Below are 25,508 nucleotides of genomic sequence, written 5' to 3' on the forward strand. Positions count from 1 at the left end.
CCATGTCCCGTCCAAACAGTGAAGACTTTAAGCATTTGTTTGTTAATGGAACACCATTAATGGATATGCGAGCCCCAATTGAATTTATTCAAGGTGCATTTCCTACCTCGGAAAACCAGCCTTTAATGCTAGATAGCGAGCGAAAGGCCGTCGGTACTTGTTATAAACAGCAAGGACAAGAAGCCGCGATTGCTTTAGGGCACGAATTGGTCCATGGCACTGTTAAGGCTGAGCGTGTTGCGCGCTGGAAAGCGTTCTGCGAAGCAAACCCACAGGGCTACTTATATTGTTTCCGTGGCGGTTTACGTTCGCGTATTACGCAGCAATGGCTGAAAGAAGCAGGTATTGATTATCCGATGATCGTGGGCGGATATAAGGCCCTCCGCCGTTTCTTAATTGACACGGTCGATACCGTCGCAACAAAACCAATGACACTGATTGGTGGTAATACCGGTTGTGGCAAAACGATCATGGTTAATGAAGTAACAAATGGTATCGATTTAGAAGGGGCGGCTAATCACCGTGGTTCTTCATTTGGGCGCTATGTAACCCCGCAGCGGACACAGATTGATTTCGAGAATATTTTAGCGATTGATATGCTCAAAAAACAAGCGGCAGGACATGACCACCTTGTTTTTGAAGATGAAGGCAGAATCATTGGCTCGGTCAGCGTTCCGTTATCCATTAACCAAGCGATGCAGCAAGCACCAATCGCCATTGTCGATGACCCGTTAGATAGACGTCTTGAGCGGCTTTTAGATGATTATGTCGTAAGAATGCAGGGTGATTTTGTTGCACAATACGGTGAGGAAAACGGCTGGTTAATGTTTACTGAATACCTTGAAAAAGGGATGTTCAGCATTCGTAAGCGCCTCGGTTTCCAACGGTATGAAGAGTTACTCCTGATACAAAAAAATGCAGTACAGGTTATGCAGTCTACAGGTGCATTAGATAGCCACTACGACTGGTTAAAAATGCTACTCGAGTACTATTACGATCCGATGTATAGCTACCAACTTGGCAAGAAGGCGGATCGCATTGTCTTCCGAGGTCAATATAACGACGTTAAAGATTGGCTGGAAAGCCGTAACTAACAGTCGGGGATAACTGTTAGTTATACCCAGCAGCTTACAACTACGTTAAATCCACCTCCATCGCTTAAGGAGGTGGTGTCCCTTCCCGTAGGCAGAGTGATAATAAATCATCATATAAAACAATAACTATCATATAACCCACTTAGCAAACTAATTTTGATATACATCGAACGTTTTTACAGCATAAGAGGTTTAAGAGCTGCTATGTTTATTAGGGCGTAGATAAGTCATTTTAAATTGGAGTGCTTATGGCAAGGATATGCTTTTTACTCGGCGTTATGCCAAGATCTGGAACAAATTATCTATCGAATGTGCTGACGTTGCATGAGCAATGTGAAAACAGTGCACCGATAAATGAAGACTTTATCGTTAGTCAGTCAGGGGCTCTTTATCGTTTTTCAAAAAAAATTGAGCGTTATTGGAATCCAAAATGGGATAAGGAAAATAAAGTATTAACCTCAGATAATATATTGAGGCATATAGGTAATGGTTTAAAGGGGTTTCTTTCCAGCGCTCATGAAAATGCCGACTTGCCACATGACTCAGTCATCGTCACAAAAACGCCCTCAACAAAAAATATTAATCATTTTTTTAAACTTTTCCCTGACTCACATTTATTTATCATTATGCGAGACGGGCGATCTGTGGTCGAATCAGGTGAGAAGTCGTTTGATTGGGACTTTGAAAAAGCAGCTTTTGACTGGCAGGTATCTGTAAGCCGTATTTCAACATTTATAAATAACAATCCTGAATTCCAAGATAAAATTATGCTCGTGAAATATGAGGATCTATTGACCAATACCGGCGAGCAAATTAACCAAATGTTTAACTTTATCGGGGTCGAAGAAGGTAGTGTTAGTATCAATGATGTAAAGTCCCTGAAGATATCAGGCTCATCGGAAGTGAAAAACTCTCAAGCCGAAGTCAACTGGTCTGCAGTGCCGATGAATGAAGACTTTAAACCCCTTGAGCGATTTGCAAGTTGGAGTCAATCTAAACGTAGAAGGTTTGATTGGGTCGCAGGAAAGAGCCTATATGAAATGAAGTATATTGAGGATTGCCCGCAATTTTCGTTTAAGGAAAGGGTGATCCAACGCTGCTTGGATCTAACATGGTGTATTCGGGTTGCACCTAAAACAATTAAATTTTTAGTCAAAGAAAAAAAATTGATCCTTAAAACCTCCTAGTGGCACTTGATTCCTGCTTCTGTGATTACGCGAGGTAAAATTTTCAACTTAGCGTAGTCACATTATTAACTGTATCTATATCCAGTATTTCTTGTTCTCTTGATTGTTTTCTCATATAGTTCAAGTTAATGAAATCACTGTTTGATTAATAGATCTTGCCCCATGACATGTCTTTATATTGCTGAAAAACCAAGCCTTGGCCGCGCAATCGCGGCGGTGCTACCTCGCCCTCACAAAAATCAAAATGGCTACATCGAGGTCGGAAATGGCGATATTGTCACTTGGTGTATTGGGCACTTGCTTGAGCAGGTTGAACCTGATGCCTATGACGAAAAGTACAAAAAATGGAATTTGGCAGATTTACCGATTGTGCCTGAGCAATGGCAGCTCTCACCGAGAAAATCGGCCAAGCAGCAATTGGCAGTGGTTCGGAAGCTTTGTAAGCAAGCAAGTGATGTTGTACATGCCGGTGATCCTGATAGAGAAGGGCAGCTGCTTGTTGATGAGGTAATAGATTACGTTAAGCTGGCGCAAGGTAAAAAAGCTAAGATGCAGCGGTTGCTGATCTCCGATTTAAACCCTGCAGCGGTGAAGCGGGCACTCAGTAAAATGCGCAGTAACCGTGACTTTATACCACTGTCGGTGTCTGCGCTGGCGCGCTCACGAGCAGATTGGCTTTACGGTATGAATATGACTCGCGCTTATACTTTGCTTGGACAAAAAGGGGGCTATCGCGGGGTATTATCTGTTGGGCGGGTGCAAACACCTGTCTTGGGCTTGGTCGCACGGCGTGATGATGAAATTGCCAATTTTGTACCCAAGCCATTTCATGAGTTATTCGCACTGATCCCCTATCAGGATATGTCGATTAGAGCGCGTTGGAAGCCAAGTGAAGCCTGTCAGCCATGGATGGATGAAGACGGACGCATTCTTAATCGTAAGCTGTGTGAGAATGTTGCTAGTCGCATTAAAGGGCAACCCGCGGAAGTGACCACCTCAGAGCGCAAAGAAACCAAGCAATCAGCACCGTTACCCTATTCTCTTTCTGCGCTGCAGATAGATGCCGCTAAGCGCTATGGCATGAGTGCTGCCGATGTACTGGCAAACTGTCAGTCTCTTTACGAAAAGCATAAAGTGATCACTTACCCTCGTTCTGACTCTCGGTATTTACCAGTTGATCATTTCAAGCAAGCTGGTGATGTGTGCCAGGCCATTGCGAATAATGAGGGGAGTTTGAGCCAAGCTGTTAATGGTGCAAATACGTCACTTAAGTCGAAAGCTTGGAATGATAAAAAAGTCGATGCTCACCATGCAATTATTCCAACACCTAAATCGATCAGTGCGAATGCATTAAACAGTAGTGAGCAGAAGGTTTATCAACTGATTGCCCGGCAGTACTTAATGCAGTTTTACCCTTCGGCGGTATATAGCGAGGCGAAGTTAGAGTTCACCATTGCTGGTGGGTTATTTATTGCCAAAGGTAGACAATTAATGTCGGCAGGCTGGCGTCAATTACTCGGCCGTGATGATTCTGTCAACGAGACTGATTTAGCGGATAAAGTCCCCCCACTCGAGAAAGGTACAGTATTGACCTGCAAAGAGGGTGAGATAAAAGACAAGATGACGGAGCCACCAAAAGCCTTTACGGAAGCTACGTTACTACAGGCTATGACGGGGATCGCGCGTTTTGTTTCTGATAGTTCATTAAAGAAAATTTTGCGCGATACCGATGGATTAGGCACAGAGGCAACAAGGGCGGGCATTTTGGATTTGTTATTCAAACGTCAGTTGCTGATGAGGCAAGGGAAAAGTATCCATGCGACAGAAGCAGGGAAAGGATTGATTTACGCATTGCCAGATGAAGCCACTTATCCAGATATGACGGCGCACTGGGAGCACCAGTTGCAAGATATGGCAGATAAAAAATGTGCGTACAAACCTTTTATGGATACCCTTGAACAACAGGTAGTCAGCCTTATGGAAAAGGTGAAACATAGCGATGTGCCACAAAGTTTACGAGATCTAAAGTCGCCAGAACCATTTAAAGGTAAAAAACGTCGTTATACGAAAGGTGGGTCGAATAAAAATACGACAAGTCAAAGCCGCTCTCGTGCTGCAAAGAAAAAGTAGCGGATTTATCACGAGGAAATACGTATTAGGTGTTATTTTTATTCATGAAATACTGGTTTCTTCCTAGTGATTTAGCTTCATATAACGCCAGATCGGTTTGTTCAAAAAAATGATCCGGAGAGCGATAGGAAGATGGAATAATCGTTCCTCCTCCTACACTAATAGTGACAATGTTTGGTGCACTCTCAGCCCCATTCGTACGGGGGATTTGAAGTGCTTGGATGGCGTGTATTACTCGTTTAGCGGCGTAGCGAGCCGCACTGTGATCCTGCCCTGGCAGTAATAAAACAAACTCTTCGCCACCATAGCGGGCAAATAGTGCACCAGCTCGCCTTTCCAAGTTGACAAGGCACTGGGCAATTGCTTTTAAGCATTGATCGCCAGCCGCATGCCCGTAAGTATCGTTATACAATTTGAAGTGATCGACATCAATGATCAGTAAAGATAATGGTAATTGATGTCGCTCTGCTCGACGCCATTCCTCAGCAAATTGTTCATCAAACACCCGGCGGTTATCAATACATGTTAGTGGATCTAATCTTGATATTTTTTCAAGCTTTTCATTTGCTTGTTGCAGCTCTTCAGTCCGTTTATTGACTCTAGCCTCAAGTTCAGCATTGAGCTTTCTTAATTTTTCTTCCGCTTGTCTACGGACATAATGCTGTGAAACGATGAAACCAAATTGCTTAAGTAGCTGGTAATGGTTTTCATGTAATGGCATACCGCTTAAGAGGTTGTCGCAAGCAATCCATCCGATAGGGGTATCTTCATCCCAGAGAGAAATGTAACCGTTCCAGCCAAAGCCGACTTGCTTAAAATCATGATAGAGTGGTGTGTTTTTTTGAACAGAAAAGTACTCTTTATTCTTTAACGTTTCAGTTGCGAACCAATCATTAGGGATCGCTGATTCGAAATAATGTTCATCAACCGTATTTCCATGAATGTCAGTACCATAAGTACCTCTCATCCGCTTATTGTCTTGAAAGATGAAAATGGCTACTCGGTCTATTTTTAAGTTCTTTTTTGCTTCATCAACAGCGATAAACATCATATCGTCAACAGAATTGGCTCGCCATAATTTAAATGAAATGTCGTGAAGAGCTTGTAGCTGTTGTTGCAGATTATGCTGTTCATCAATGCTGATCTTTAGTTCACGCTCAGCGCTGCGTCGGCCGGAATGCTCATCTTGGATACTGGCATTAATTAAATAGGAATCAAGTTCAGACGCAATCAGTGTCGATAGGGGAAAGAAATGATTACTGTCTAACTTGTCGTTATTCTCGTTTCTTGGGAGATCAAAAACCAAACAGCCAATGACGGTTGAGCGGCGTTCTATCGGTAACAGAAATCGTCTGACAGTGTCGAGCTCAATGACTTGAGTATGGCGTTGTCGTATAGCTTTTGTTATTTGATAAAAAGGGATCGTGTTGTCTTTTGGGATTTCCAATGGTGGAAACTGATAATGGATGCCATCGGCTTTCATTTCTAACAGTGTTTTCCAGCGTGATTTATAAGCAACAACAAGTTGGGCTTTTTTTGCACCAAAGCTTAAAAAGAGGTTTCGGCAAGTCAGCTCACAAATAGTACGTAGGCCATGCGCCTTTCCCCATTGAGTGAGTATGCGTTGAAAGAAACGGTCTAGATCTTCGTGTTGAGCCAACGTTCGAGTATCCTTTTTATTATTTATTACTATTGTTACGGATTTATAAAATTAAAATGATTGTGATGACACAGATCGTAATTTATATGCATACTAATTAGTAAGTTTGGGAGATATGGCACACGTTATTCAGGTTCATATCATATCGATTGCTTATTTTGAACTGAGGTAAATGCTTCTTCGGGGAACAATGATCGAAGAAGCAAAGTGAGGAGAGGTTGATTATGTACGTAAGAAGCGATCAGAATAGTTAGTGGTCATTACCAAGGTAGATAGTTACCTTGATAGTCGATGAATAACCCTGAATCTGCTTCGGTTAAATTATCTATAACTTGCTTGATACCTTTTGCAGAAATGTGGGTATCAACCAGTGCATTTGGTCCGCCCATCTCAGTTTGGACCCAGCCAGGGTGAAGTGCGACACTAACGATGCCTTCTGGTTGAAGATCGTTGGAAAGACTTTTAACAACAGAGTTGAGTGCGGCTTTCGATGAGCGATAAATATACCCACCGCCGCTGGTATTTTCAGCCATGCTGCCAACCTTCGAAGATAAACAAGCAATCACACTCGGCTTACCAGCTTTTAATTGTGGGTAGAAGGCTTCAACTAACTTCAATGGGGCAATGGTATTGATTTCAAATACCTTCCGCCACTCCTCGGCATCAGTATGCCCAAACCCGTAGCCTTTAGGTCCGTAATATCCCGCGTTATTAATTAATAAATCAAGACTAATTGTGTGGAGTGAGTGGCTGAGTTGCTGAATGCCATCATGGTCTGTGACATCAAGTTCGAGAACGGTTAAATGTGTATGAAGGTGTTGAAGTTGGGTTAATTCATTGGCTTGTGTGATGTCACGGCAGCTAGCATACACGATCCAACCGTTTGTAAGGTAAAGCTCAGTAAGAGCCAAACCAATACCTCGGTTTGCACCAGTAATAAGGACAGATTTACTCATATCGTCTTCTTCATAAAAGGGTAATTTGTGTATAAAAATAGCGGATGTATCGAAACTAAGACAGGTATATTTGGTGAGGAACACTAGATTATAGGTGTAATCTTTCATATTGGTTTAAGGAAGACTATGCACATAGTACCAATAATATTTGCATCGATAGTCGTAGGCAGTGCCATTGTTGGATGTGCTGATAGTCGCCACGAAAAACTGGCTGAGCTGGGTTTTACTCGAAATTATCTTGACGGCTATCAAGATGGCTGTAGCAGTCGAAAGCAAGAAGCACGCACTCATCAAGAAGGGTTTCGACGTGATCCTGAAAGAATTGAGATTGATGTTCGATATGCAAATGGTTGGTCTGATGGGTTTGAGCAATGCTTTGCGAATAATCAGGATTATTACTAACGTGATACCAGTCTAATCAACCTAAAGAACGCTTTGTCACTCTAGCGGGTTAACCCGATAATCATTGTTGATAGATAGTTGAGTTGCATTAAAAAGCCCGTGTAACTATTCATTAAATAGTTACACGGGCTTTTTAATGTTGCTTAGCATCTACTTTTGAGGCTGGTAGAAGCGTTTAATTTCGTGCATAGCCTGCATCAACGTTGAAAGCTTAGGCTTGGTTGTATCCAATGGTTGGTAGTTCTGATCATAAACGCTGTAGTTACCATATTTATCAACGACTGTTGTCGCTTCTGGCTGGATCATCACGATATCATCATTGTTCCCTGCCAATAGCCAGCGGCGTTTTGGATTGACTTTGAATAAGTTTGTGCCGCTACTGTACGCCGATGTGGGCGTCGTGACGCTTAGCACCGATTCCATGATAGTGGGGACAAGGTCAAAATGGCTGGTTTGCCGATCGGTCAATGAAGCGACGCTATCAGGCCAATAAATGATCATTGGGACTTTTAATTGGTACTGACTGTAATTGGAGTTTGCCCCCCAGCTATTTGAGCCTGTTTCGTTAAACTCTGTACCATGGTTTGCGGTGATAATAACAATGGTATTGTCCATTGTATTCTCGGCAACGAGTTGGTCAAAAATGGTAATTAATTGCTCATCAATATAGTAAGCCGCATTTTTATAGCTATTTTTGAAAAGAGTATTGGTATCTTTCCCTTTTACACTTTTTGACCCTAACGATGGTTCAAAAATAGGCTCATAATCGCCACTTTCTTCAAAGTTTTCAACAGAGGTGAGCTCAATGTAGCTAAACCATGGTGCATCTTCTGATTGCTCATTCAACCAAGCAGACCAGTCAGCAATCGCTGTTGGATCGTCGTTATTAGCCGGTTCTGTCGGTAAATCTTGGCCGCTAAAAACGGCGTCGGTATAAACGGTATCGCTTAAGTTGCTACCACTGAACAGTCCAAACTGGTAGCCGCGCTGTTCTAGCGTACTCATTAGGATCGGTGGAATACTTGATGAGCGAATACTGTTGTAATAATTGTTTGGTAACCCATAAAACAAGCCAAAAATACCTGATGAATCATCGTTACCGCTGCTGTAATGATTGGTGAAATGCAGGTTTTGATTCGCAAAAGCGGAAAGGTACGGCATAACCTCAGGTTGCACCATGTCACTGCGAAGGCCATCAATCATTAAGACTAAGATATTTTGCTGTGTTCCCGGATCACGGAAGCTGAGTTTTTCTAATGGATAGCGAATACTCTCGCTGTCCTCAACGCCTTGGGCATTTAGACGTTCGGTATATTCTTTGCGATCAAGTAGGCCATGTTTTTCCATAAATGACTTAGCCGTCAACGGGTAAGACAATGGAAAATTAGAGCGCTGGACAGTAACTGGGCGATATAGGTTGGCATCAGCCCAAATATAAATAAGGTGGCTGCTGATGAAGCAGACACCGAAAACAATGGCGATAGGCACGCCAACATGTTTTCGGGTCAATTTTCTTAATTTGCGCCATAGCCATTCTGACAGCACGAGCTGTAACAGGAAGATAACCGGGACGGTAACAAACAGATATTGCCAGCGAGCATTTAGTTCTGTTCTTTCACCACTCAGTAATAAATCCCAAACTAATGGGCTTAAGTGGAGATCCAGCGATTCATAGGCATGGGTATCTAACAATAATGTTGTTAACCCAATGGTGCCCACCAATACCGCAAAAAATCGCATTAAGCGCTGTGAGGGGATCAGAAAACTCGCAGGAAAAAGAATTAGAATATAAAAGCCAAAAACAAGAAACCCAAAGTGCCCAACCCAACTAAAGGCAAGGTACAGTTGACCAAGCAAGCTCTCGGGCCATTCAGAATGCACAATGTATCGCGTACCCAATAACATGGCCGCAATAATATTGAAAAAGCTGAACCAATGCCCCCAGCTAATTAGCTGGGAGACTTTGTCTTTGTAATTGTTACCGCTGGAGACCATAAATGTCAGTGTTTCCCAGTCTTATATTGCTATAACGCAAGCAAGATTAATCTTCTTTGATTGAGGATTGCAGCGCTTTTGAAAACTTATCTGCAATGGCTTTCCTTTGCGAAGCAGGCATATCTGCATTGATGATATTTGTCGCAATGTTGCCAACGATCATCAGAGCAAGCTCTGCTGAAGCATCATGCTTCTCTAGTACATCGAACACATCGTCAATGATCTGTTCAACTTTGTTATTGCTGTATTTTGAAGTAATAGGCATAGGAAGTCTTGTTTAATCTTGTTTAATGTTGAAGAAAGCGACTTATAATAACCTACACTTTAGATTTACTGAAACTTTTCCATTATGAGTCTTACACTTTCGAATGTCATTCTTCACCAATTGACAAAAAACGAATCAGATGAACTAGAAGTTCACCTAAGAAAACAAACACTTGAAAATAACTCTTCAACAGAAGATTTGGTTGCAGAACTGCATCGTGTGTATAGCAGTAAAGGGGCGAAAGGGTTTGGTCACTTCGCAGAAGAGAGCGAATTTAGCCATTGGTTGAAGCAAGTACGTACTGGTGAGTTAGATTTTCTTACATTTTCTAACCAATCGGTACAGCGATTGCATTCAGAGCTAGCAAAATATCCCTTTGCTGATGTAGGTACATTGGTGATTGCTGAGTATCAATCGCTAGCAACGGACTATCTTTTTATTGGTTTGCTGCCGACATGCCATAGTATGAAGGTGACAGAGCAATTGGATATCAGTGCGACGGATTATCTTGATGTCGGAAAAATGGATATTGTGGCACGTATTGATTTGTCGTCATGGGAAACAGATAGTGATTCCAATCGTTACCTGACATTCATTAAAGGTCGTGTTGGTCGTAAAATTGCAGACTTCTTCCTTGATTTCCTCCAGGCAGAAGTTGGCTTGGATGTAAAAGAGCAAAACCAAGTGCTTATGCAAGCCGTTGAGGATTTTTGTGCGGATTCGCGTCTAGAGAAAGAAGAGAAGCAGCAATATCGCAAACAAGTGTATGACTACTGCAATGGCCAATTACAATCTGGTGATGAAGTCACAGTCAAAGAGTTAGCGGCAGAGCTACCAGAGTCAAACGATGGCACGGACTTTTATCAGTTTACATCACAGCAAGGTTATGAACTGGAGGAAAGCTTTCCTGCTGACCGTACTGCCATGCGTAAGCTCACGAAGTTCGTAGGCTCCGGTGGTGGTGTAAGCATTAATTTCGATAGCATGTTGCTTGGCGAACGTATTTTTTATGATGCAGAGAGCGATACGCTGACGTTGAAAGGTATACCGCCGAACCTAAAAGATCAGTTATTGCGTCGACTAAACAGCGATAACTAATCCATTGATTGAAGATTACCTCGTCCTAAAAGACGTTGGAAAGTTTAAGGGCAATGCCACCGGCATTGCCCTTTTTCTTTGGTTTCATATTTGCCCCCTTATGAATTTATTGTCTAAGGTTATCTATGTTGTTTTGTATAAATTTCTGGATGTTAGTGGTTCTGTTTTCATACCGGAGCTAATACTAAGGTTATCCAGTTGAATAATAATCATACATATTGGTGTTGCAGGGATGTACTCGGCAACCATAAAGGTTAGGTTTGATGAAATTATCAATAATTTTACTGGCTATAGTGACTGCGGGCGGTGTTTTTTCTGGTGCGATAATGGGTCTGCAGCTTGGTTATATTATCGCGGCAGCCTCAGGCATTGCGACACTCGGTTGTATTGGAATTTTGATAAAAAATCAGGGGCAGGTGAAAGCACCTTCTATCCAAGGCGAGCCAGCAAAAGAAGTTGATGATCAACAATCGATATCAAAAGCCCCTAAGTCAACTCCTATTGACGCTGAATTGAATGCGGGCATAAATTCCGAACAAACTGATGATATTGATTCCTTATTGGTTTTTGATATGCAACATATTCTCGACAGTATGGATAACGACTATGAATCTGTTGGGATGCTCTTGGAGATTTTCCTAGAAGAGCATGCTGATGATGGTGAAAAGCTTAAACGAGCCTTAGATACAGGTGATCTATCCAAGGTTCAGTTGATCGCGCATAGCCTAAAAGGGGTCGCAGGTAGTTTAGGTGCGCAGCAGCTAAGGGCTGTTACAGAGCATATCGAGCATTCTGCTCGTCAAGGTGGTCAGATTACACACGAAGACTGTCTGCAGTTAAATGTCATTATTGCAAAGGTAGAACTTGAAATCGCAGCAGGTCTTGAACTGTGCCAATCTGAAGCGATGAGTGATACAACCGGCCTTGATAAAAACGAAGATGTGGTCATTGAAGAGCTCACAGAGCAGGAAACACCGGTTTTTGTTTCTGAGCCGCCACAACCGACGATAGAAGACGTACCGCAGATAAAAGCAGATCAGCCAGTATCAGACACGAATGCTCGGCAAGCACCAGCTAAAATTGATGTGAATTTCTTGCTTGACTCGCTTGATGGGGATCAGGAAACCGCGTTGATGCTGCTGGACATATTTATTGAAGAGCATGCGAGTGATGGTCACTCATTTGTAAATATGGTTAAGCAGAGTGAAATTGATGAGCAATCATTACGATTAGTTCATAGTTTGAAAGGCGTCTCTGGTAGCTTAGGCGCCACAGTATTAAATTCGGTGGCCACTGATATCGAAACGAAACTGAAACAGCAGCAAACGGTGACACTCGATGAAAGTATTCGCCTTGATCAAGTTTTAACGGAAACGGTGACAAGTGCGAAGGAATATTTATCAGAAGCGACTGTCGCATAGAATGAATACTTTTCTAACGCTTGGAAAGCAATCTATTACTCTGTTTAGGTGCTGAATATTGTACTGACGGAACTGTTCATTAGCCTAAATTGATCTAAATCAATGGATGGATGTGCTGTCGGTGGATAATACCGCCACTATGACCGTTCAAACTACAGATTCAGTTCGTCAGCAGCGTGAACTGGATACAGCTAAAGCGATGATTCGACTTTATTGTAAAACGCTGCACCGTGGAGCAATTGTTTGCCCTGAATGCGAAGGGCTAATCAATTATGTTGAGAGTCGAATAGGCAGTTGCCGTTTGGGAAACGACAAACCTAATTGTTTGCAATGCCAGACCCAGTGCTACCAGCCAGCTAAACGGCTTCATTTAAAACACGTATTGCGTTGGGCAAAGCCTAAATTTACATGGCGACGACCGCTTCAAGCGTTTAAGTTTAAAATTGGAATGCTTCGTCGCTCAACGAATGTTGATTCAACAACACCGCTACAATAATTTAGTGTGATGTTGTTCAGACAGAGAAAAGGCTGCATTATGCAGCCTTTGTCTTTTTGCGATTGAACTTAATGCTGATGGTCGTTTACAGTCCGAGGCTGTTTAACCATGTCGCAATACGATCATCGGTCAGTTCGGGCTGGCGATCTTCATCGAGTGCCAAGCCAACAAATTTGCCTTCTTTTACCCCACGGGAATCATTGAAGTTATAACCATCAGTTGGCCATTCGCCCACTAATTCACCGCCTGCTTCGATAACAAGATCGGCTAAATCTCCCATCGCGTCAAGGTAGCTATCAGGGTAATCAACTTGATCACCTAAGCCAAAGATCGCGACTTTCTTCCCGCTTAGATCGGCATCTTCCATTTCAGGTACGAAATAGTCCCAATCAGGCTGCATCTCACCATAATTAGCGGTGGGCGTGCCAAAAATCAGGAAGTCATAGTCATCAAAAATGTCATGGCTGTTGCCTGCAATGTCGTTGCACTCGACACCAAGCTTAACCGCAATGCGTTCTGCGACTGTTTCTGTGTTACCTGTATCGCTACCAAAAAAAATACCAATGTTAGCCATGTTTTTCTCCAACTCTTGTCATGTCAATTGGGAGTGTGTGACGTTTAACGAAATCCCAATTGAGCTGTTATATGTATGAATTGATTGAAGCGTCGCGGTCGTTACCGTGACGCTTGATATTCTATTTTTTCTCGGGTTTCCACTGACCTAACTGCTCAAGCAGTAAGTGCTTCGTTGCAACTTGGTCACGCAGACGTTCAAGGTTACGTGCATATCGCTCTGGATCGCGGCGTAAGATCTGAGTGAATCGAGCTTCTTTACTGACCAAATCCTCGACGTCTCGCTTAGGTGCTTTTGAGTCCATTTTCAGGGCTGCACGGCCTTTTTCTGTCCGGCGAGGATCAAATCTGAATAATGGCCACAAGCCGGTTTCAACCAACAGCTGTTGGTGCTCTATACCTTCAGCCATGTCGAAGCCATGGGTAATACAAGGTGAATAGGCGATAACCAGTGACGGCCCAGGGTAGGCTTCGGCCTCTTGTAGTGCCTTAATGGTTTGGTTCATATTGGCGCCGAGTGCGATCTTGGCAACATAGACATTGCCATGCATCATCATATTTAACGCCAAATCTTTCCCGTTGCTGACTTTTCCTTGAGTCGCAAATTTTGCCACGGCACCTGTCGGTGTTGCTTTTGACTGTTGACCACCAGTATTGGAGTAACCTTGTGTATCCATAACCAGAACATTAACGTTATCGCCTCCTGCAAGAACATGATCAAGGCCGCCAAAACCGATGTCGTAAGCCCAACCGTCACCACCCACAATCCAATTGCTTTTTGCAACAAGATCATCCGCTTTACTATCTAATTGGCGATGAGAGTAAGGCAATTCTGCTCGTAGGCGTGCGATATTCTCACGTTGACGTACTACGGCAGACTCACTGCCATCAAAGGCATCTAGCTTGATTTGTCCAATGAGTGCTTGGGGCAATATATCGGTCGCGGTTTCAAGCAGTGACAACGCTGTATTACGTTTACTATCGAGCGCTAAGCGCATCCCTAAGCCAAATTCGGCATTGTCTTCAAACAGTGAATTTGCCCAAGCAGGACCACGGCCATGTTGGTCAACGGCATAAGGCGTTGTTGGTAGGTTACCGCCGTAAATCGAAGAGCAGCCTGTCGCGTTGGCAATGAGCAAGCGATCACCAAACAGTTGCGTTAGCAATTTCACATACGACGTTTCACCGCAGCCAGAACATGCACCTGAGTATTCAAATAGCGGTTGAAGCAACTGACTAGTACGAGCATCAATACGTTTGATATCGATACGTTCTAACTCTGGCAGATCAAGGAAGAAGTCAAAGTTGTCGCTCTGCTGTTCAATAACCCCTTGCTTGGGAGCCATATTTATAGCTTTACGCTCAGGGTTGTTTTTATCACTTGCTGGGCACGCAGTGGTACATAGGTTACAACCGGTACAATCCATAGGTGAAACTTGTAGGGTATATGCCTGTCCTTTGAAATCTCGCTGTTTGTATTCTGTATGCTTGAAACCTTGTGGTGCATTTTCTAATGCTTCGGGAGCAACAGCTTTTGCTCGAATGGCAGCATGAGGGCATACAAGGGTACAAATATTACATTGGGTACAAAGATCTTCTTCCCATACCGGTACTTCTTGCGCAATGTTTCGTTTTTCCCATTGGGTTGTTGCGGTAGGCCAGCAGCCATCGACAGGGAAGGCACTAACCGGCAGTTGGTCGCCTTTATCTGCCATCATCATGGCACTAACACGCTTGACCAGATCTGGTGCTTTTTCGCTAACCACTGGTGGGCGACGGAAAATACTGGTGGCTGATGGAGGGATCGCCACTTGTGCTAAGTGTGCGATTGTTGCATCAACAGCGATATGGTTTGCCTGTACAATTGCAGGTCCGCGCTTGCTATAGCTTTTTTCTATCGCTAGTTTGAGCTGGCTAATTGCATCGTCAAAGGGCATGAGTTCGCTTAGCGCAAAGAAACCTGCCTGCATAATGGTGTTTATTCGGTTTTTTAACCCAAGCTCACGCGCCAGTGATACTGCATCGATAACATAGAGATTTAGCTGTTTATCAATGATGACTTGCTGAACTTCCAGTGGCAGATGTTCCCATACACTATCAGCCGAATGAGGGCTGTTAATAAGCAGTGTGGCTTGGTGGGTTGCCTTTTCAAACATTTCCAGCTTGTTCACAAATTGAAATTGATGGCAGGCAATGAATTCAGCTTGCTCAATCAAATAAGGTGCTTCAATAGGGGAACCGTCAAAGCGCAGGTGAGAGACTGTTGTTCCGCCTGACTTTTTAGAATCATAAACGAAATAGCCTTGGGTATGCAGCTGCGTACCTTCGCCGATGATCTTGATGGTGTTTTTATTTGCACTGACGGTGCCATCGGCGCCTAGCCCGTAGAATAGTGCGCGCAGACGCGAGCTAGGCTCAACATCTACCGTTGTCGGTTCTGGGAGCGATAGGTGTGTAATGTCGTCATTGATACCCACGGTAAATGATTGGTGCAGGCTACGTTTAATCATCGCATCGAAAATGCTTACGGCATGTGATGGATTGAATTCTTTTGAAGATAAACCATACCGTCCACCGATGACTGCAGGTAAGTGTGGGAAGCGGTTTTGGTTAAAGGCTTGCTGCAGGGTGGTGGCCACATCAAGGTATAACGGCTCACCAACGGCACCCGGCTCTTTAGTGCGATCGAGTACGGCCAATTGTTCCACTGTGACTGGCAGTACAGATAAGAAATGCTTAAGCGAAAATGGGCGGTATAGGTGAACACTTACCACCCCGACCTTACGGCCTAATTGCAACTGATGATCTACTGCTTGTTGAACGGTTTCAGAGGCAGAGCCCATGACGGTAATAACATCAGTGGCTTCTGGATGACCGTAGTAATCAAACAGTTTGTATTCGCGGCCCGTTAGTTGTGCAAATTGCTCCATCTTGGCTGCCACAATATCAGGGCAGGCTTGATAATAGAGGTTAGCCGCTTCGCGTGCTTGGAAAAACGTATCTGGGTTTTGTGCCGTACCGCGAATGCTCGGTGAATCAGGCGTTAAACCTCGTTGATGAAAATCGTCAACCTGATTTTGGTTGATCATGGTTTTTATTGTGTCGTCACTAATCAGGGCAATTTTGTTGATTTCATGCGAGGTGCGGAAACCATCAAAGAAGTGGACGAACGGAATGCGGCTTTCGAGCGTTGCAGCTTGGCTAATAAGTGCAAAATCATGTGCTTGTTGAACACTATTTGCCGCTAGCATCGCAAATCCAGTTTGGCGTACAGCCATTACATCGGAATGATCACCAAAGATCGATAGGGCATGGGTGGCAAGCGTTCGCGCGGCAACATGCATAACGAAGGGGGTTAGTTCACCCGCAATCTTATACATATTGGGAATTTTAAGCAGTAAGCCTTGCGATGAAGTAAATGTCGTTGCCATCGCCCCTGCCATTAAAGCACCATGCACCGCACCAGCGGCCCCGCCTTCTGATTGCATCTCAATGACACGTGGAACTTGGCCCCATAAGTTAGCTTTGCCTTGAGACTCCCAAGTTTCACACGCTTCAGACATCGGTGATGATGGCGTAATTGGGTAGATCCCTATCACTTCGTTACAGCAATAAGCAATAGAGGCTGCTGCTTCATTGCCATCCATTGTGGCAAATGAAATGTTACGGGGGGTTGATGAGGAATTTTGCGAATCATTAGACATAATGAGCTCCAGCGAACAAGCACTGCAAATACGCGCTGATCTATTACAAGGAATAGTCAGGCTCTATTATTGTTTTAATAGGTGGGCCAGCCCTAAGTGGGTAGCAGAGAACCGGCCCAAATTATGTAGGTTTACAGAGCCCATATTAGGCCCTGTAAAATTGGGCGTTATGCTTCAACCATCTCGATTTGAGGCTGAGGGTTAAGCATTTTCTCTAGATCTTCCTTGGCATTGCCAGTTAGCTGCAGATTGAACTGCTGCTGCAAGAAGGCAAAGATATCTTCGTTGACAAATTCTGGTGGATTTGGACCAAGATAGATGTTTTGGATTCCAAGGTTGAAGAGAGCAAGCAAGATAAGAACCGCTTTTTGTTCCATCCAAGACAGGACAATATTCACTGGTAAATCATTAACGGGTACGCCCATTGCATCGCTTAGGGCAAGTGCGATCATGACTGCACCGTAGCTGTCATTACACTGGCCTAGGTCGAGGTAACGTGGGATTTCAGTACCAGGAATGGTTCCGAAGTCGTGGTCATTGAAACGGAACTTACCGCATGATGAGGTTAAGATGATGCAATCATCTGGGATTGAAAGTGCTAATTCACGGAAGTAGTCATTAGGCTTGCCTGGTTTGTCACAACCTGCCACTACGAAGAATTGCTTGATTTTACCGTCGTTAACCGCTTCAAGAATTTGAGGTGCAAGCCCAAGAATCGTTTTGTAGTTATGACCCGTCATCAACGTATCTTCGCTATCAAAACCTTCAATATCAGGTAGGCTCAATGTCTGCTCGATAAGTGGAGCGAAGTCATCTTCAAGTTGTCGACAGTTGTCGATGCCAACAATCCCGTAGCTGTATAGGCGATCTGCGTAATCTGCACGGCCTGTTGGCGGTACGATACAGTTAGTTGTTACGATGATCGTACCATTCCACTTTTGGAATAGTTGCTTTTGGTCGAACCAAGCTTTACCCACATTACCTTTCAGGTGGCTATATTTACGAAGTTCTGGATAGCCGTGAGCAGGTAGCATCTCTGAGTGGGTGTAGATATTGATGCCTTTGCCTTCTGTTGCAATCAATAGGCGCTCAAGCAATTCAAGATCATGACCTGTAACCAGAATACCTTTACCTTCAGCTTTGTTCTGAGGAACACATACCGGTGTCGGTACACCAAGACGGTTATGATGTGCCTCGCCAAGGCGAGACATCATTTCACTACCAGCACCACCAATTTTCATTAGCTGCTCGATGTGCTGGTCAAAACTGAAGTTAACATTCGTTAGGGTGAAGTACAGTGTTTCGGCAATGACATCATCAACTGATTTAGTATCAGCGCCTAAATCATCGGCATGAGTCCGATATGCTGATAGGCCCTTTAGGCCAAAGATCATAATATCTTGTAGACGAGATAGGTTTTCATCTTTACCACAGGTACCTTGGGTTTTTCCTGTGCTACCGCAACCACCGCTCTGAGCCATAGAGCACTGGTGACAAAACATTGCTAGGTTCGACATTATTGCATTCCTTAAAGGTGTATTTATATTGCAACTTATAAGGGGAGGATACGGCGCCTGGCTGATGAGTTCCTTGATCAAGATCATTTTCACAAATAAAACATACATTAAAAATGAATCTTATGTTTTATATTTTAGCTTTATGCGTAAAAGGCCAGCTAAATTAAGAGCCTAGCGAGGTGGTCTGTTAGTAGGCCGTTTTGCCTTTAGAAGCTATTTTTAACATTTATCCTTGAAAAGCAGACGGTTAATAAATTATGCTTCTCGCGTTTTTTATTGAGTAGTACTTTCGGGGTGAAATAAGGTGGAAGTATGCAAAATAGAAAGAAGTATTCGTACAATGGTATTGGTAGAATCAAGGCAGCATGTTCAGGCTGTTAGAGCACGGTTTCTTAGCCGCTATGTAGCAAGTAAGCCTGCACATCAGAGTTACAGTGCGGTTATTCAAGGTACTGATGAAAACAAAAAAGGGCGCTAGAGCGCCCTTTGTCATATCTGGAGAAAGTAATTAACCAGCAATTTTAGTGATAACTTTCTTAAGTAACTGGATACGAGGTTCGATCGTGTCTAGTTCAAGATATTCATCTGCGCTGTGGAAACCAGCGCCAGCAGGGCCAAGGCCATCAAGTGTTGGAATACCAAGTACCGCTGTTAGGTTAGCATCAGAGCCACCGCCAACTTCTTGCCATGTAATATCAATACCTAGCTCTTTACCTGATTCTTCAACCAACGCCATTAGTGCTTCAGTCTTCTCTGAAGGCACCATTGATGGTTTGTGAGCTTCACGCTCGACAGTAATTGCAACGCCGTCGACAAATGGTGTTTCAGCAAGTGTACGAATTTTCGCATCAGCATCAGCATATTCGTCGTTATCCCAGAAGCGAACATCAATAACGGCTTCTGCATGATCCGGAACGATGTTTGCGCCTGCGCCACCTTTAACCACACCGACGTTCAGGGTAGTACCTGACTCGAAATTGGTAAGGTTGTTGATGGCTAACACCCAGTTTGCCATTTCTGTGATTGCACTGCGGCCGTTTTGTGGTTCATTACCAGCGTGAGCGGCTTTACCTGCAAACGTTAGACGGTAACGTGCCATGCCTTTACGAGCTTTAACTAAAGAGCCATCAGCACGTGCTGCTTCAGCAACCAAAACATTTTTTGCATTGACTGCAACGCTCTTAAGCCATTTTTCTGAATGCAGAGAACCAATCTCTTCATCTGGATTCATACAAATACAGATTGATAGCTTATCCAGTGTTTCTTTGTCCATTTCACGCATAACGTGAACAACGTTTAGCAGACCCGATTTCATATCAGAAACACCTGGGCCATACGCACGTTTGTCGTCAAACGTCATTGGACGAGCAGCGACTGTACCAACAGGGAATACGGTATCCATGTGGCCAATTAGCATGACATCAATCGACTCAGCTTCAGGCTTGTTACGAACTTCAAGGCCAGTGCCTGCGATACCGCAATCAATGCGCTTAACGTTCCAGCCTAGATCGAGGTATTTTTTCTCCATCTGGTTGGCAATAACTTCGATGCCTTCTTTAGTAAGGGTACCGCAGTCAACATCAATTAACGGACGTAGTTCTTCCAAGTAATCTTGTAGTGAGAAACTCATAGTAGCTCCTGATAGAAACCCGTTTTTCGGGTAGGAATAGCGACAGGAATAAAAAGGGGAGCAAAGGTGCTCCCCTTTAAAAGAATTACAGCAGGATGTTCATTACGAACATTGCAACAAAGGCATTCAGTACAGAGATACCAACCATAACAGGGATATGTCGACCTTCTGTACCGATAACACCAAGGATTCGGCCAAGGTACTGAACCTGAGAACCCATTAGGTAGATAGCTGGTGCTAGAATTGCGATGTGGCTGCCGTCTAGGATACCGCTATCAAATAGTGTAATCACAACACCGACAGCACCACCCATTGACATCCATGCGCCAATCAATACAGCAGCAGCTTCACCTGGTAGGCCGAAAACGCCCATAATTGGTGAGAACAACACGCCCATAGCATCAAGTGCGCCAGTCAGAGAAAGTACTTTGATGATCACGAATGCCATCATTACGTTTGGAATGGTTGAGCTTGTTGAAATAGCCCAGCCTTTTTTTGCACCTTCAACGAAGATATCAGTGATCATTGGTTTTTTAGTTGCTTGAGACATTATGCGGTCTCCTTCTCTGAAGTTACGTTGTTTTTCTTGTCAGTCGCTGCAAGGTAGAAGCGGAAGATGTTTGCGCCTACAATTTTCATCACGAACATCATTACAACAGCAAGGCCGATAGAAGATGTTACTGCTGGTGTGCCATCGGCATAAGCCAATGTGAATAGCACGGCACCAGAAGAGAAGAAGTTAACAATCGTTGCACCAGCAGAGAACTGGAACATCGCAAATACGTCGGTTTCACGCTGGTTAATATGACCAGCTTCTTGAAGCTGACGAGTCATAGAAGCACCTGAGTCGGTGTTCTGCAATGAGGCAATTAAAGCTAAGCCAGTATCACCAGGCAGGCCAACAAGAGGGCGTAGCAATGGTGTTAGTAGTTTACGTGCAGCATCTAGGGCACCAAAGTGCTCAAGTACGTTGATCATACCTAGTGCAAACATAACAGTTGGAACAAGTGTTAATGCGAATAGGAAACCGTCACGAGCACCGCTACCGCCTGTACCGCGCATTGTGGTTTGCGTTACTTCTATCGCGCCTTCAGCAGCAACAGTGACATTATTTGCCATGGTGCCGAAAGAACCATTTAGGGTGTTAAAATCAAAAACCCCGTACCACTCATTCGTCTGTAGTAAACCGGAAAAGAACACAAAAGCGAACGCTAGGGCAATGTATGCACCTATCGATACCTTTTGGTCTTTTACTGCTGGATTGCTCATATATAACCTCGTAGGAATCAAAAAGCCAAACTGGCAAAAGTAACTTGTAACAACCTTTAACAATAAGTTAGAGGTTTCTGCTACTTAAAATAAGAAAACGCAGTTATTTTCTCTAAATAGGGTAGGAATTATTTGATTGGGGTCAATATGTGCTACTGAAAAGTAATACTATGGAAGTATTCGTTATTAATTGTGATCTAGATCTATATTAATGGTCTGTTTATATAAATTAATGAATAGGTGTGATGTTTAAACTTATGATGAAATGTTTTTTCTTTATTAATTAATTGGTTAATAATGGTGTATTTAACGTTTTTTTACTGTAGTGAAGGTTGGTTTTGATGTATTTATCTGGGTTTTAAAGGGTCTTACTACTATACCTCTCATTAATATTCATTTACATATTTAATGTATTTATGAAAATAAAATAGGCAAGCAATGGGGGGCATTTGCATCATGTACAAAAAGAGCACCCGAAGGTGCTCTAGAATGATCAAGAAAAATTGATCCGTTTATACGATAGTTTGTTGTTGAGTAACTGCAGGCAGCTCTTCTTCATTGTCAGCTTCAACGGTTGGTGGACAGCGGTCAACAAACCAACCCATATATGAAGAGACAATGGTGACAATAATACAAACGAAGCTTAGCCACATAAACGGAGCGTAAGAGAACGTGGCGACACCGAGAATACTCGCCATATAGATACCGTTATCGCTCCATGGCACCATACCCGATGTAAGTGTGCCGCCAAATTCTGCATTTCGAGATAGGTTTTTACGCTGGTAGCCAAGGCGATCGTAGTTCTTTGCACAAATCTTTGGCGTCAGTATGAGTGATACGTACATAGCTGAGCCGAAGACGTTACCTAAAAAAGCGGTCGCAATGGTAGAAACCGTTAAGCTACCAGCAGAGTTAACTCGCTTTTCAAACAGCTTCGCAATGGTCTGTAATACACCGACTTTATCAAGTAGGCCACCAAAGCCTAGGCCGAAAATAATCACTGCCACTGAGCCTAACATTGAAGACATACCGCCGCGGTTTAGGATGGCATCAATAAAGTCCACACCAGAACTAATTGAGAAGGGTGCCCATGCCGTATTAAAGGCAACAAGAGGATCCATATCTTGTACCATTACCGCCCAAATGATCCCAAGTAGAGAGCCAAATGAGATAACAGGGAAAGACGGAAGTCGTAGCGTCAGAAGCCCTAGAACAACTATAACGGGAACAAAAGAAAATGGTGAAATAACAAATTGCTGATCCATTGCGATAATCACAGATTCAACCTGCGACATATCGACATTACCCGCGTAGTGGATACCAACAGCAGTAAACATAATACCGGTAATGATGTAGCTGATCAGAGCTATTGGCAGCATGCCTTTAATGTGTTCCACGATTTCGACATTAGACATCGACGAAGCAAGGATCACAGAGTCAGATAATGGCGACATTTTATCACCGAAATAACAGCCCGATAGTACCGCACCAGCTGTCATTGGCGCAGGGATCCCCAAGCCTTGACCTATTCCCATCATTGCAATACCTGCGGTACCCGCGGCACCCCAAGATGTACCTGTCGCAAGCGCTGTTAGCGAACAGATCAGCATGGTTGCCAATAGGAATATCGAAGGGTGGATGGCTTTCAGGCCATAATAAATGATGGTTGGTACAATACCACCCGCAATCCACGTCCCCACAAGCGCGCCAACTGCAAGCAAGATGAGCACAGCCCCAAGACCATTGGAAATGCCATTGGTTGCTGCTTTTTCGAGTGACTTGTAGTTGTGGCCGAGCTTAATACCCAACGCCATGATGATGAACCAGCCAATATAGAGAGCTAATTGGATGGGTAAGTCGAGTTTCGCTGTAAAAGAGAATGCCAGCGCAAGAAAAATACCCAGAGCAATCACTACTTGTGTGATTGAAGGCAGTTTTACAGTCTGTGTGTTCATGTTTATAACCTTGTAACGTCGAGCCTGAAATTTAAAAAGCCTCTGATTTTATTAATAAATGATGAGGCTAAATTGAAATTGTTATGATTTGAAAGCCAATTATTGAGGTCTAATATGAAATCGTGGCCACTCTATCGAATAGTGTATGTCGCTGCGATAAAGAGTTTGATTTTCTGTGAACTCATTCAATAAGAGGCTCAAAAAAGGATAAAACACACCTTTTATTGTTGTGTTTTTGTATATCAAGCGTTCATGAGTTGTGAGGTGGTTGTTTTATGACTGTATGTTAAATCTGTTTCCATTTATAAATATCTCCATTTGTTGGGCTAAAACTTCGTGTTATGGCTTATTTGCTAGGTTAAAGTTTTGCTTAGTGACTATTTCGCAGATTATCAATTTGTCGTGGTTATATCAAAAAATGATGGGAATGGAGTTTGTGTTGTAGATTTAATGAATATAGATCTAAGCCATTAAATTGAACGTTTTCTATCAACCTGTCTGCTTTTTATTCGGGTGTTGTTTGCTTTCTAGCCCATTTATTTACCGAGTTGATGCGTGGCTTATACCAGCGAATAAAAACGTCAACTTTACTTTCCAGATGAAAATTTCACACAGTAGTGACTTTTTTTACAGGTTTATTGCATATTCTACTTGTGTTTCAAGGCCGAAATTACTATAGATGGGGGTCTGTTTGTCATGATAACTATAAGTAGCGTCTTTACGCTCAATGTATAGCCGTTGCCGATAGTTATACTGATATAAATAGAAACAGGGAGTGTAGTGCACATGATGAAAGTAGGCTTAGTTGGATGGCGAGGGATGGTTGGTTCTGTCCTTATGCAGCGTATGGTAGAAGAAGGCGATTTTGATGTAATCGAACCTGTTTTCTTTTCAACGTCTCAGGTGGGTATTCCTGCGCCAAATTTTGGTAAAGATGCTGGTAATCTTCAAGATGCCTTTGATATCGATAGCCTGAAAAAACTGGATGCGATTGTGACCTGCCAAGGCGGAAGTTACACAGAAAAAGTGTATCCGCTATTGCGTCAAGCTGGTTGGAAAGGGTATTGGATCGATGCTGCATCAACGTTGCGTATGGCTGACGATTCTATTATTTCGCTTGATCCTGTGAACTATGACCAGATGAAGCAAGGCTTACATAATGGTGTAAGTACATTTACTGGCGGTAACTGTACTGTCAGCTTAATGCTGATGGCTGTGGGTGGGCTTTACCAAGCTGGTTTGGTTGAATGGATGACATCACAGACTTATCAGGCCGCATCGGGTGCTGGTGCAAAGAACATGCGTGAGCTGATCAGCCAAATGGGTGTGATTAACGATACGGTGTCGAGTGAACTTGCTGATCCATCAACGTCGATTCTAGATATTGATCGTAAAGTCGCTGATGCTATGCGCTCTGCTGATTTTCCGTCTAACGAATTTGGCGCACCGCTTGCGGGATCGTTAATTCCTTGGATTGACGTTAAACGTGAAAATGGTCAAAGCAAAGAAGAATGGAAAGCATCCGTCGAAACCAACAAGATCCTAGGTCTTGATGGTCAGCCAATTCCAATTGATGGCACATGCGTTCGTATCGGTGCAATGCGCTGCCATAGCCAAGCACTAACGCTAAAACTGAAGAAAGATGTGCCGCTTGATGAAATCGAGCAGATCATCGCATCGCATAATGATTGGGTAAAAGTGATCCCGAACGATCGTGATATCACTGTGCAAGAGCTTAGCCCAACGAAAGTAACGGGTACATTATCTGTTCCTGTTGGTCGCTTGCGTAAGCTGGCGATGGGTGGTGAATATCTGAATGCCTTTACTGTGGGTGATCAGCTACTTTGGGGTGCAGCAGAGCCCTTACGCCGTACGCTGCGTATTATCTTGGCAGAAAAGTAACCTCTACTTTCTGATGATAAGAAAACGCCTGCTAATGCATAACGCCATTCGCTTAAGAGCGAGTGGCGTCTCTATTTCGGCTTCTCGCTGGGTACTTAGTTGCTTTTTTCAGTACCGCTCTAGGGTACGGCTTTCTCTTTCGTTTCTTTGGAAGAATTAGCCGTTTCCCATTCTCTCGCATCATTTTCAATGCTTTAGGGATCGCACCTGGGCTACGACCATCAGACCAGATAAACTCATCCTGTATCAGGTAT

At 43.5% G+C, this 25,508-nt stretch carries 20 protein-coding genes and 1 pseudogene; 9 read left to right on the plus strand and 12 right to left on the minus strand.

Translation table 11 applies throughout. From position 1 onward, the window contains the following. The first annotated feature begins 2 nt into the window (after positions 1-2). From mnmH to L4D78_RS19295, 3 genes are all read left to right on the plus strand, one after another. Positions 3-1,094 carry a tRNA 2-selenouridine(34) synthase MnmH gene (gene mnmH, locus L4D78_RS19285; RefSeq protein WP_428468443.1) on the plus strand — a complete coding sequence of 364 codons (1,092 nt, stop codon included), beginning with the start codon at positions 3-5 and terminating at the stop codon, positions 1,092-1,094. Between the two features lie 248 nt (positions 1,095-1,342). Then, a complete protein-coding gene (locus L4D78_RS19290) occupies positions 1,343-2,281 on the plus strand; it encodes a sulfotransferase (RefSeq protein ID WP_428468444.1) in 939 nt (312 codons plus the stop codon). Positions 2,282-2,443: 162 nt separating this feature from the next. After that, positions 2,444-4,411 carry a DNA topoisomerase III gene (locus L4D78_RS19295; RefSeq protein ID WP_428468445.1) on the plus strand — a complete coding sequence of 656 codons (1,968 nt, stop codon included), beginning with the start codon at positions 2,444-2,446 and terminating at the stop codon, positions 4,409-4,411. Positions 4,412-4,436: 25 nt separating this feature from the next. Here the strand turns inward: L4D78_RS19295 and L4D78_RS19300 are convergent, their stop codons facing one another. Together L4D78_RS19300 and L4D78_RS19305 are read right to left on the minus strand one after the other, a co-directional pair. Then, a complete protein-coding gene (locus L4D78_RS19300; RefSeq protein WP_428468446.1) occupies positions 4,437-6,071 on the minus strand; it encodes a GGDEF domain-containing protein in 1,635 nt (544 codons plus the stop codon). Positions 6,072-6,331: 260 nt separating this feature from the next. Further along, complete coding sequence (locus L4D78_RS19305) at positions 6,332-7,027, minus strand: SDR family oxidoreductase (RefSeq protein WP_428468447.1); 696 nt, start codon at positions 7,025-7,027, stop codon at positions 6,332-6,334. Between the two features lie 126 nt (positions 7,028-7,153). On the opposite strand from L4D78_RS19305, the gene L4D78_RS19310 reads away from it, so the two are divergent. Further along, complete coding sequence (locus tag L4D78_RS19310; RefSeq protein ID WP_428468448.1) at positions 7,154-7,429, plus strand: hypothetical protein; 276 nt, start codon at positions 7,154-7,156, stop codon at positions 7,427-7,429. A gap of 150 nt (positions 7,430-7,579) precedes the next feature. Here L4D78_RS19310 and L4D78_RS19315 read toward each other — a convergent pair whose 3' ends face one another. Both L4D78_RS19315 and L4D78_RS19320 read right to left on the minus strand, forming a co-directional pair. Continuing rightward, on the minus strand, positions 7,580-9,424 hold the full coding sequence (locus L4D78_RS19315) for a DUF3413 domain-containing protein (RefSeq protein WP_428468449.1): 1,845 nt from the start codon (positions 9,422-9,424) through the stop codon (positions 7,580-7,582). A gap of 46 nt (positions 9,425-9,470) precedes the next feature. Further along, positions 9,471-9,689 carry a YejL family protein gene (locus L4D78_RS19320; RefSeq protein WP_428468450.1) on the minus strand — a complete coding sequence of 73 codons (219 nt, stop codon included), beginning with the start codon at positions 9,687-9,689 and terminating at the stop codon, positions 9,471-9,473. 84 nt (positions 9,690-9,773) lie between these two features. On the opposite strand from L4D78_RS19320, the gene yejK reads away from it, so the two are divergent. The 3 genes from yejK (at position 9,774) to L4D78_RS19335 (ending at position 12,704) form a co-directional block, all read left to right on the plus strand. Then, a complete protein-coding gene (gene yejK / locus L4D78_RS19325) occupies positions 9,774-10,787 on the plus strand; it encodes a nucleoid-associated protein YejK (protein WP_428468451.1) in 1,014 nt (337 codons plus the stop codon). 263 nt (positions 10,788-11,050) lie between these two features. Then, the gene (locus L4D78_RS19330) at positions 11,051-12,208 is read left to right on the plus strand and encodes an Hpt domain-containing protein (RefSeq protein WP_428468452.1); all 1,158 of its coding nucleotides are present in this window, start codon (positions 11,051-11,053) and stop codon (positions 12,206-12,208) included. Between the two features lie 121 nt (positions 12,209-12,329). Continuing rightward, positions 12,330-12,704 carry a nitrous oxide-stimulated promoter family protein gene (locus tag L4D78_RS19335; RefSeq protein ID WP_428468453.1) on the plus strand — a complete coding sequence of 125 codons (375 nt, stop codon included), beginning with the start codon at positions 12,330-12,332 and terminating at the stop codon, positions 12,702-12,704. An 85-nt stretch (positions 12,705-12,789) separates the two neighbouring features. Here L4D78_RS19335 and fldA read toward each other — a convergent pair whose 3' ends face one another. The 3 genes from fldA to hcp all read right to left on the minus strand — a co-directional run bounded on the left by fldA (position 12,790) and on the right by hcp (position 18,498). Further along, complete coding sequence (gene fldA / locus L4D78_RS19340) at positions 12,790-13,278, minus strand: flavodoxin FldA (RefSeq protein WP_428468454.1); 489 nt, start codon at positions 13,276-13,278, stop codon at positions 12,790-12,792. A gap of 121 nt (positions 13,279-13,399) precedes the next feature. After that, on the minus strand, positions 13,400-16,981 hold the full coding sequence (gene nifJ, locus L4D78_RS19345; protein WP_428468455.1) for a pyruvate:ferredoxin (flavodoxin) oxidoreductase: 3,582 nt from the start codon (positions 16,979-16,981) through the stop codon (positions 13,400-13,402). Between the two features lie 167 nt (positions 16,982-17,148). Continuing rightward, positions 17,149-18,498 (minus strand): hydroxylamine reductase, encoded by a 1,350-nt coding sequence (hcp, locus tag L4D78_RS19350; protein WP_428468456.1) that lies wholly within the window; start codon positions 18,496-18,498, stop codon positions 17,149-17,151. 304 nt (positions 18,499-18,802) lie between these two features. On the opposite strand from hcp, the gene L4D78_RS19355 reads away from it, so the two are divergent. Further along, positions 18,803-18,976, plus strand: coding sequence for a hypothetical protein (locus L4D78_RS19355; RefSeq protein ID WP_428468457.1), 174 nt, complete (start codon positions 18,803-18,805; stop codon positions 18,974-18,976). Positions 18,977-19,006: 30 nt separating this feature from the next. Here L4D78_RS19355 and L4D78_RS19360 read toward each other — a convergent pair whose 3' ends face one another. The 4 genes from L4D78_RS19360 to nhaC all read right to left on the minus strand — a co-directional run bounded on the left by L4D78_RS19360 (position 19,007) and on the right by nhaC (position 23,352). After that, a complete protein-coding gene (locus L4D78_RS19360; protein ID WP_428457295.1) occupies positions 19,007-20,128 on the minus strand; it encodes a M20 family metallopeptidase in 1,122 nt (373 codons plus the stop codon). An 85-nt stretch (positions 20,129-20,213) separates the two neighbouring features. Continuing rightward, a complete protein-coding gene (locus tag L4D78_RS19365; protein ID WP_428468458.1) occupies positions 20,214-20,678 on the minus strand; it encodes a YjiG family protein in 465 nt (154 codons plus the stop codon). Next, positions 20,678-21,397 carry a nucleoside recognition domain-containing protein gene (locus L4D78_RS19370; RefSeq protein ID WP_428468459.1) on the minus strand — a complete coding sequence of 240 codons (720 nt, stop codon included), beginning with the start codon at positions 21,395-21,397 and terminating at the stop codon, positions 20,678-20,680. The genes L4D78_RS19365 and L4D78_RS19370 overlap by 1 nt, the downstream gene beginning before the upstream one ends. Positions 21,398-21,909: 512 nt before the next feature. Continuing rightward, entirely contained in the window at positions 21,910-23,352 is a 1,443-nt protein-coding gene (gene nhaC, locus L4D78_RS19375; RefSeq protein ID WP_428468460.1) for a Na+/H+ antiporter NhaC, read from the minus strand. A 786-nt stretch (positions 23,353-24,138) separates the two neighbouring features. Between nhaC and asd the strand changes: the two genes are divergently transcribed. Continuing rightward, positions 24,139-25,254: an aspartate-semialdehyde dehydrogenase gene (gene asd, locus L4D78_RS19380; RefSeq protein ID WP_428468461.1), complete on the plus strand. Its 1,116-nt coding sequence runs from the start codon at positions 24,139-24,141 to the stop codon at positions 25,252-25,254. 52 nt (positions 25,255-25,306) lie between these two features. On the opposite strand, the pseudogene L4D78_RS19385 reads toward asd, so the two are convergent. Continuing rightward, positions 25,307-25,508, minus strand: a pseudogene (locus L4D78_RS19385) (IS4 family transposase); the annotation flags it as partial.

Origin of the sequence: Photobacterium minamisatsumaniensis (assembly GCF_050336695.1) — a bacterium.
In the GTDB taxonomy this organism is placed as follows: Bacteria; Pseudomonadota; Gammaproteobacteria; order Enterobacterales; family Vibrionaceae; genus Photobacterium; species Photobacterium minamisatsumaniensis.

Coding starts and splice junctions, on each gene's coding strand:
- mnmH (WP_428468443.1), top strand. CDS start 3: ATGTCCCGTCCAAACAGTGAAGACTTTAAGCATTTGTTTGTTAATGGA.
- L4D78_RS19290 (WP_428468444.1), top strand. CDS start 1,343: ATGGCAAGGATATGCTTTTTACTCGGCGTTATGCCAAGATCTGGAACA.
- L4D78_RS19295 (WP_428468445.1), top strand. CDS start 2,444: ATGACATGTCTTTATATTGCTGAAAAACCAAGCCTTGGCCGCGCAATC.
- L4D78_RS19305 (WP_428468447.1), bottom strand. CDS start 7,027: ATGAGTAAATCTGTCCTTATTACTGGTGCAAACCGAGGTATTGGTTTG.
- L4D78_RS19310 (WP_428468448.1), top strand. CDS start 7,154: ATGCACATAGTACCAATAATATTTGCATCGATAGTCGTAGGCAGTGCC.
- L4D78_RS19315 (WP_428468449.1), bottom strand. CDS start 9,424: ATGGTCTCCAGCGGTAACAATTACAAAGACAAAGTCTCCCAGCTAATT.
- L4D78_RS19320 (WP_428468450.1), bottom strand. CDS start 9,689: ATGCCTATTACTTCAAAATACAGCAATAACAAAGTTGAACAGATCATT.
- yejK (WP_428468451.1), top strand. CDS start 9,774: ATGAGTCTTACACTTTCGAATGTCATTCTTCACCAATTGACAAAAAAC.
- L4D78_RS19330 (WP_428468452.1), top strand. CDS start 11,051: ATGAAATTATCAATAATTTTACTGGCTATAGTGACTGCGGGCGGTGTT.
- fldA (WP_428468454.1), bottom strand. CDS start 13,278: ATGGCTAACATTGGTATTTTTTTTGGTAGCGATACAGGTAACACAGAA.
- nifJ (WP_428468455.1), bottom strand. CDS start 16,981: ATGTCTAATGATTCGCAAAATTCCTCATCAACCCCCCGTAACATTTCA.
- hcp (WP_428468456.1), bottom strand. CDS start 18,498: ATGTCGAACCTAGCAATGTTTTGTCACCAGTGCTCTATGGCTCAGAGC.
- L4D78_RS19360 (WP_428457295.1), bottom strand. CDS start 20,128: ATGAGTTTCTCACTACAAGATTACTTGGAAGAACTACGTCCGTTAATT.
- L4D78_RS19365 (WP_428468458.1), bottom strand. CDS start 20,678: ATGTCTCAAGCAACTAAAAAACCAATGATCACTGATATCTTCGTTGAA.
- L4D78_RS19370 (WP_428468459.1), bottom strand. CDS start 21,397: ATGAGCAATCCAGCAGTAAAAGACCAAAAGGTATCGATAGGTGCATAC.
- nhaC (WP_428468460.1), bottom strand. CDS start 23,352: ATGAACACACAGACTGTAAAACTGCCTTCAATCACACAAGTAGTGATT.
- asd (WP_428468461.1), top strand. CDS start 24,139: ATGATGAAAGTAGGCTTAGTTGGATGGCGAGGGATGGTTGGTTCTGTC.